Raw genomic sequence first — 7,092 nt, 5'->3', positions numbered from 1 at the left:
ATATCAGCCCGAATATCAGCCCGAATATCAGCCCGACTATCAGCCCGAATATCAGCCCGAATATCAGCCCTCCTATCAGCCCGACTATCAGCCCGTAATAAATTCCTCGTTGAATCCCCGTCCATGACAGATCGAGAGCTTCGGTTAATTGAATATTGCTATCATCCCCTCCTATCAGCCCGACTATCAGCCCGACTATCAGCCCGACTATCAGCCCTCCTATCAGCCCTCCTATCAGCCGATACTGTCGTCTTTGCCGTTGATTCTCCAACCAACTCGGCTGCATTTTCTCAATAAGTAACTCCCGTTGGCGGACTTCATCTCGCTCTAACGTGGCCGCCAACCAGGCCAAGTAATGCTTTGCCTCCCGAAAACTATACCGAGAACGAGGAAAAGCGAGCTTACGCTGGAGAAAATCATCAAAAAGCTGACGTTGACAGTCTTCTGGCTTCCCTTGGGGCAACTGGTGCGGCTTAGTATAGGTGCGGGGCATTAAATTCAGTAACATGGGCTTTTCTGCCAAAGTCAAAACCCCCTTCTCTGGATCGCGCTTCATCTCGTTCCAAAGATAGCCAGCCCCACAATCTTCAAGATAGGCTTGAATTTGCCCTTCCTCCAACTCACGGAGACAAATTGCCCCTTTCATATCCAAGCGATGGCGACATTTTTGATAATCCCGAATCCGCGAACAGATCACCAACGCCCTTTGATGTTCGCTGTTATTATTTTGTTGCAGTTCATTAATCGCCTTAATCGCCTCATCAGACCATTCCCCCAACTCATCCAACCCATCCAACAGGGGAATCAAGCAATCCCGATGCAACCAATCCCAACAAACCTCTGCTCTCAACCCATAACGCTCTTGTAACTCCTCTACCATCCAATCCTGAATGGTTTGCCAAGGCCGCCAAGTGGATAACTCAAAAATGATGGGAATGGGGGCTTCGTCGTCCTGCTTGGCCTCATTAGCCAACTCTTTGCCCAGTTTCAGGAGTTCAGTTGTTTTCCCACTCCCCGGTTCACCCAAAATCAGCAATTGCTGACCCATATCCTGAAAAATAGAAAAAGTTGACCGATCTGGGGCAATAGATTGCGTTTTCCCCGTCCTCCAATCCTCTACCTCCCGTGGCATTGTCACCGATTGTACCACCGTCGGCAATCCTCTCCAGACTTCCTGCCAACGGAATGGAAACAGTCGAAAAGACTGAAAGAACGAATCATTGATCAAGATAACCCCAACTAAGGGACAGATGATCCAAAAAAGCGGAATGTCTCGAAGTCGCCAATCTTGCGATCTTTGCAAGTAGTGGGAAGTATCTTTCTTCTCCAGTGGGATCAAAACTTTATGATCCCATTCCTGCTGCTGCGGTTTGGGTTGCCGTTGGGGGGGCAATTCTGTATTGAGCCGTGTGGCCAGAGTGTGGTCTATATTAGAGAGTACCTTTTGGCGTAATCTAGCCTCATCTGGTTTCCCCTCTGGTTGATACTGCGCTGCCAGATAGCTCAAATACCCAAACAGCAACACCACCGCAAACGTAAACAGCCATCGCCAAAAGGGAGGAATGGAAGCCGGAAGCCCCGGCAGTTGATTCACAAAATAGGCAATAAACGCTGTCGCAATTGCTCCCAAGAGGAAGATACCAAGATAGAGAAACCCTTTCTGAGTTGAACTCATAGCCCCCACCGCACACGCTCACATATCTCCAATGTAACCGCAAATTGGGTCTTGGAAATCAACTCCTGCCCTTGCCCAAAAAAACCTGCCTTCACCCCCCTTGACCTATCTGTCATTGCGTTCAATCCATCTTGGTTTTAACCCCGTTCAAACGGGTTAAGGTATTCTAGGGAAATCAAATCAATCTCCCTAAACCCGATAGGCCAAAACAAAACGCTCTATCCCATTAATATCCTTAAAAACCTGAATCCCTCGATAACTGCCCTGTTGTTGGAGTAAGGCTTGCACCCTCTCCCCTTGGCCCGCCATCATTTCAATGAGCCACACCCCCCCCGACTGTAAATAGTCGGGAGCAGTGGCCACAAGATGACGAATGGCCACCAAGCCATCCTCTCCCCCATCTAACGCTAAATGTGGCTCATGTTGGCTGACTTCCGGTTGCAGGTGTAATACTTCTTGAGAGGGAATGTAGGGCGGATTAGACACCATGCCACTAATTTGCCCTGTGAGGCGTTTTAAGGGTTGCCACCAGTAGCCAGGGTGGAATTGAATGCGCGAGGCGAGTTTGTGCCTTGTGGCGTTTTCTAGGGCAATTTCTAGGGCTTCTGGAGAGCAGTCAACCGCGTGTAGGGTGGCCTGGGGGAAAACGGAAGCCAGTCCCAAGGCAATTGCACCACTCCCTGTTCCTAAATCCACCCAATGCCCTGATAATAAATGAGACTCCCCCGCCCCTTGCACGGCCAAATCAATGATTTCCTCCGTTTCAGGACGGGGAATTAAAACCCCTGGCGCGACTTGTAAAGAAAAAGTACGCCAGGGGACAGAACCAAGTAAATATTGCAGGGGAATTCTTTCCTGTAGTCGTTGTTGCCAGAGACGGTTCAGGTGGGGGACTGCTTGGTTTAAGTCCAGTTGGGTTTGGGGGGTGGCTAAACGCAGCGCGAGTTTATCGAACCCCGTTACCGCTTGGATAAGCCAATCTAACTCACTAATACTGATCTTAGCGGTAACGGCTGCGGCTTTCGCCTCCTGTACCCATTCCCGAAACGGTTGACCTGAAACCACCATTCCCCTAACCTCAACTACTGAGACTGACGATCGCGGACATACTCAATGGCTTCCTGAGAAGGAACGAGCATAATTTGATTCAGTTGTTGGTCGTTATTGGTTTCTAAGGCATTAATAATCCCTTCAAGGGGAACAACCTCAATGGTGACAGTATCCGCTAAATTGGGTTGTTGTTCCTGAAACCGTTGTACCATCCGTTCAACGGCGGCTTTCTCGAAAAAGAACGGAATGCGTTGCTGATCATTTTGTTGCAGCGTCAGATAACCGCCTTCATTCCCCCCTCGGGCCACAAAGAGAGGAACACCTTGGAATTCATTTTCTAACTGTTGGGCCAGTTGGACCTGAGACTGGGTGGGAACATAGGTGAATTCAATATCCCCTTGGGCCTCGGTTTGTTGTTCAAACTGATACACCTGACTCAGAGACATGGGAACCACATTCACTTGGTTGCCTAACTCCGGGTTTTCCTGCTTTAAGCGTTGTACAAAACGCTCCGCATCTTCGGGGTTAATGAAAATGCCGGCCACATTTCCCACTTCTTCTACACTGGCCACTAAAGGCGCACCGTTGCCGTCGATGACTGTGAAGACGGGGACTGACTGTAAGCGTTGCACAACTTGTTCGGCGGGTAAAGCCAATGCAGACAATGAACCACCCAACAAAGTGCCTAATGCGGTACTCCCGGCAATACCAGCAGCAAGACACCAACGAAGAAAAGATTTTGTATTGATCATGAATCTACCTCAAAGACTGCTCACGGATTTACGCAAAACACCGATTTACTGGGGTTGCTAAAAGTAGGAGCAAATAAAACTCGTAATGTTCAATCAACCGCTAACTTGAAAATTGTGTATGTTTGTTCAGCGTGTCAACTTACTGCTTCAAACATACCGCAATTGTTAACGCTTTGTGAACTTTGACTAGGCTATTCCCCTGGATGTTCCGAGGAGTGGCCAAAAAAGATAGTGGCACATCTGGCTTATGAAGAATGGACCATGAAGAATGGACAATGGAGAATGAATAATTTTTGGTTATCGGTTCATGGTTGAGTGGGGTTGGGGACTGCTAGAGTAGAGGCTAGACTTGGAGCAAGTATCAAGAATGGCTGTATCTTTGGCTCAGAACTCCTGGAGGGCGTTTCGAGGGGCGTTTTTAGATTTTTTGGCTGATCCGTTTTTTGTGCCGGAAACGGAGGCGGTGCGCTATCTCCCGGATGGGTTGTTGGTTCTCGAAAATGGCATTATTCGGGATTTTGGCGATTATTCTGAATTGACCCATAAATATCCGCAAATTTCTGTAACGGACTATACGAATAAGATTTTAATGCCGGGGTTTGTGGATACTCATATTCATTTCCCCCAAACTGAGATTATTGCCTCTTATGGGGAGCAGCTTTTAGAGTGGTTAAATAAATATACGTTTCCGACAGAAGCTAAGTTTAAAGATTGGGACTATGGGCGACAGGTTGCTCGCTTTTTTTTAGAGGAACTGATTCGCAATGGAACAACGACTGCGCTAGTCTTTGCGACGGTTCACCCGGAGTCCGTTGAGGCGTTTTTTACGGAGGCTCAGGCGCGAAACTTACGGATGATTGCGGGGAAAGTAATGATGAATCGTCATGGGCCAAACAATATTTGTGATACAGTAGAATCCTCTTATCAAGATAGTAAAAGGTTGATTGAAAAATGGCATAAAAAAGGGCGGTTGCTCTATGCCATTACACCTCGTTTTGCCATTACTTCGACTGAGGAACAGTTAAAGATCGCGGGGCAATTATTACAGGAATTTCCGGATGTTTATTTACAAACCCATTTATCGGAAAACTTGGCAGAAATTGAATGGGTTAAAGAATTATTTCCTAACTGTGAGAATTATTTAGCGGTGTATGATCAAGCGGGGTTAGTGCAGGAGAAAGCAGTATTTGCGCATGGGATACATTTGACAGAGGAAGAATTTGCGCGACTGTCGGAGGCTAAAGCTGCGATCGCATTTTGTCCCACCTCTAATCTATTCTTAGGCAGTGGCCTCTTTAACCTCGCCCAAGCCAAATCCCCCGAAACCCCCGTTAAAGTAGGCTTAGGAACCGATGTAGGCGGAGGAACAAGTTTTTCCATGTTCCAAACCGCCAATGAAGCCTATAAAGTAGCACAACTGCGCCAACAAAACCTATCCCCCCTACAAGCCTTATTCTTAGCCACATTAGGCGGTGCGCAAGCATTAGCCTTAGAGGAAAAAATTGGCAACTTTGAAACCGGGAAAGAAGCAGATTTTATTGTAGTTGATCACCAAGCCACCCCCCTATTAGCCTTCCGCAACCGAGACACCCTCCCCCCCACCGTAGCAGAATTAGCCGAGCATCTCTTTGCGCTACTCATTTTAGGCGATGACCGAGCCATAACAGCCACTTATATCATGGGAGAAGCACCAAAAACCTCATAGGAGAAAGCGTAGGGTGCGTTAGCGAAGCGTAACGCACCAAAAACCTCATAGGAGAAAGCGTAGGGTGCGTTAGCAAAGCGTAACGCACCAAAAACCTCATAGGAGAAAGCGTAGGGTGCGTTAGCAAAGGGTAACGCACCAAAAACCTCATAGGAGAAAGCGTAGGGTGCGTTAGCGAAGCGTAACGCACCAAAAACCTAACGATTATACCCTTCTGTCAATTGTCGCAATTGCTCACACAACCCCTCAGTCAACATACTAGACTCCGCATATCGCCACCGCCAATTCCCAGGGATCACACTCGGATCATTCATCCTGGCCCGGTTATCCAAACTAAGAATATCCTGTAAAGGAATAATCGCCTGATTGGCCACCGAACTCAACGCCAAACGCATTAACCCCCAAGTAATTGACGGGATATCCTCGGGAGAATCATACCCCAGATAAAACGCCACATTGGCCTTTTCCGTCTCGCCAGCCTTCTCCCACCAGCCCAAAGTTGTATCATTATCGTGAGTCCCAGTATAAACTAAACAATTCCGGGGAAAATTGTGCGGTAAATAGGGATGATCCGCCCCTTCACTAAAAGCAAACAGCAAAATTTTCATCCCCGGAAACCCAAATTGATCCCGCAATGCCTCCACTTCTGGGGTAATAATCCCCAAATCTTCCGCCAATACAGGCAAATAGCCTAACTTATTCCGTAACGTCTCAAAAAAGTCCTCTCCGGGGGCCTCAACCCATTCCCCACTTAATGCCGTTGTTTCCCCAAACGGCACTTGCCAGTAAGCCTCAAAACCGCGAAAATGGTCAATACGCACCAAATCCACATATTCTAACGTTGCCCGGAATCGTTCAATCCACCACGCATACTCAGTTTCTTTTAGCTTCTCCCAGTCATACACCGGATTTCCCCACAGTTGTCCTGTAGCACTAAAATAGTCTGGGGGAACACCCGCAATATAAGTAGGTTTCAGGGTTTCTGGGTTTAACTTGAAAATCTCTGGATGGGCCCAAACATCGGCACTATTTTCACAAACATAAATAGACACATCGCCAATAATTTTAATGTCTCGCTCATTGGCATAACTCCGCAACTGCTTCCACTGTTCAAAAAACTTGAATTGGAGAAACTTGTGATAAAACACCCGATCTTTACATTCCTCGGCCTTCGCTTTTAACGCATCGGGGTTGCGGTGTCGCAAGTCGTATTCCCACTCATTCCACATTTGCTCGGGGAATTGTTCATGGATCACCATGAATAACACATAATCCTCTAACCATACCGCTTGCTCTTGGCAAAACTGCTCAAATTCCGGTGGGATGGGTTGACTGCGGAAGGTTTCAAAGGCTTGTTGCAGGTATTGGGTTTTGTGGGGAATGACGCGAGCAAAATTAACCTGATCCGATTGTATATCGTCTCCTGTGAGGGGTTGTAACTCCTCTGCTTTGAGTAATCCCTCCTCGGCCAGTTTCTCCAAACTGATCATCAGAGGATTCCCCGCAAAGGCACTAAAATTCATGGTATAGGGGGAATGCTCATAACCTGTGGGGCCCAAGGGGAGAATTTGCCACAGTTTTTGTTTACTTTTAGCCAGAAAATCCACAAACTCGTAGGCACCTTGGCCCAAGTCTCCAATCCCAAAACGACTGGGGAAGGATGTGGGATGGAGTAATACACCACTAGCGCGTTCAAAATCCATAGGAGTTCTCTATGTTAGGGAATCTATGGCAATTTTAACAATTAACCATTAACAATTTAGGGAATGATTGACGCTCCACGCCCTAAAGGAGCGTGGATTCTTGGTTCAACGAATCTCCGTTAGCTAGCAGGATTTCTCCAACCAACCAAGAGGGAGTTTCTCCCCAAGCGTTAATTTTCGTGCGCCCCACGATATATAAAGCCCTTT

At 47.4% G+C, this 7,092-nt stretch carries 5 protein-coding genes; 1 reads left to right on the top strand and 4 read right to left on the bottom strand.

The window, feature by feature from the left end:
- The 3 genes from PN462_RS07835 to PN462_RS07825 form a co-directional block, all read right to left on the bottom strand.
- Positions 1 to 1,675: NACHT domain-containing protein (locus tag PN462_RS07835; protein ID WP_272127510.1), on the bottom strand; the 1,675-nt coding region annotated here is incomplete at its 3' end.
- Positions 1,676 to 1,864: 189 nt separating this feature from the next.
- The gene (gene prmC / locus PN462_RS07830) at positions 1,865 to 2,743 is read right to left on the bottom strand and encodes a peptide chain release factor N(5)-glutamine methyltransferase (protein WP_272127508.1); all 879 of its coding nucleotides are present in this window, start codon (positions 2,741 to 2,743) and stop codon (positions 1,865 to 1,867) included.
- A 14-nt stretch (positions 2,744 to 2,757) separates the two neighbouring features.
- Positions 2,758 to 3,477, bottom strand: a complete 720-nt coding sequence (locus PN462_RS07825; protein ID WP_272127507.1) for a Tic22 family protein — start codon at positions 3,475 to 3,477, stop codon at positions 2,758 to 2,760.
- Positions 3,478 to 3,844: 367 nt separating this feature from the next.
- On the opposite strand from PN462_RS07825, the gene guaD reads away from it, so the two are divergent.
- Positions 3,845 to 5,182, top strand: coding sequence for a guanine deaminase (gene guaD / locus PN462_RS07820; RefSeq protein WP_272127505.1), 1,338 nt, complete (start codon positions 3,845 to 3,847; stop codon positions 5,180 to 5,182).
- Between the two features lie 197 nt (positions 5,183 to 5,379).
- Here the strand turns inward: guaD and malQ are convergent, their stop codons facing one another.
- Complete coding sequence (gene malQ / locus PN462_RS07815; protein ID WP_272127504.1) at positions 5,380 to 6,885, bottom strand: 4-alpha-glucanotransferase; 1,506 nt, start codon at positions 6,883 to 6,885, stop codon at positions 5,380 to 5,382.
- Between the last annotated feature and the right edge of the window lie 207 nt (positions 6,886 to 7,092).

The sequence above is a fragment of the Spirulina sp. CS-785/01 genome (assembly GCF_028330525.1).
Taxonomy (GTDB): Bacteria; Cyanobacteriota; Cyanobacteriia; order Cyanobacteriales; family Spirulinaceae; genus JAQMSD01.
Note: the sequence above shows the minus strand (reverse complement) of the source record. Positions and strands in the feature narration are given on the sequence as shown.

Coding starts and splice junctions, on each gene's coding strand:
- prmC (WP_272127508.1), bottom strand. CDS start 2,743: ATGGTGGTTTCAGGTCAACCGTTTCGGGAATGGGTACAGGAGGCGAAA.
- PN462_RS07825 (WP_272127507.1), bottom strand. CDS start 3,477: ATGATCAATACAAAATCTTTTCTTCGTTGGTGTCTTGCTGCTGGTATT.
- guaD (WP_272127505.1), top strand. CDS start 3,845: ATGGCTGTATCTTTGGCTCAGAACTCCTGGAGGGCGTTTCGAGGGGCG.
- malQ (WP_272127504.1), bottom strand. CDS start 6,885: ATGGATTTTGAACGCGCTAGTGGTGTATTACTCCATCCCACATCCTTC.